This is a genomic window from Protofrankia sp. Cas8, from assembly GCF_963555845.1.
In the GTDB taxonomy this organism is placed as follows: Bacteria; Actinomycetota; Actinomycetes; order Frankiales; family Frankiaceae; genus Protofrankia.
Genome location: NZ_CAUVXI010000031.1, coordinates 31,603 through 32,055, shown reverse-complemented (window position 1 = coordinate 32,055; position 453 = coordinate 31,603). Strand labels below are relative to the sequence as shown.

Annotated in this window: 1 protein-coding gene; it reads left to right on the top strand. The window is 67.3% G+C overall.

The features are described 5' to 3' along the window. Window positions 1–453 (top strand): tetratricopeptide repeat protein (locus tag U9977_RS07400; protein ID WP_322748444.1); only part of this gene is annotated, 453 nt, incomplete at both ends.

The window sequence follows — 453 nt, the reverse complement described above, 5'->3', positions numbered from 1 at the left end:
GGATGCCTTCCTACCTGACCTGGCTGGCTCCCTGAACAACCTGGCGACGTTGCGGCAAGATTTGGGGCAAATCGACGATGCTTTGCCGTTGTTCCAGCGGGCGTTGGCGATTACAGGGGATGTCTATGGTCCCGACCATCCCGTCGTCGCTGATCGGTTGAACAACCTGGCCTTGGCGCTGCAAGACCTGGGCCGGGCCGGGGAGGCGCTGCCGCTGTTCCAGCGGGCCCTGGCCATCACCGAGACGGTCTACGGCCCCGACCACCCCGTCGTCGCCACCCGGCTGAACAACCTGGCCTTGGCGTTGCGAACCCTGGGCCGGGCCGGGGAGGCGCTGCCGTTGTTCGAGCGGGCGTTGGCGATCGCCGAGACGGTCTACGGCCCCGACCACCCGGAGGTCGCCACCCGGCTGAACAATCTGGCGTTGGCGTTGCAAGACCTGGGTCGGGCCGA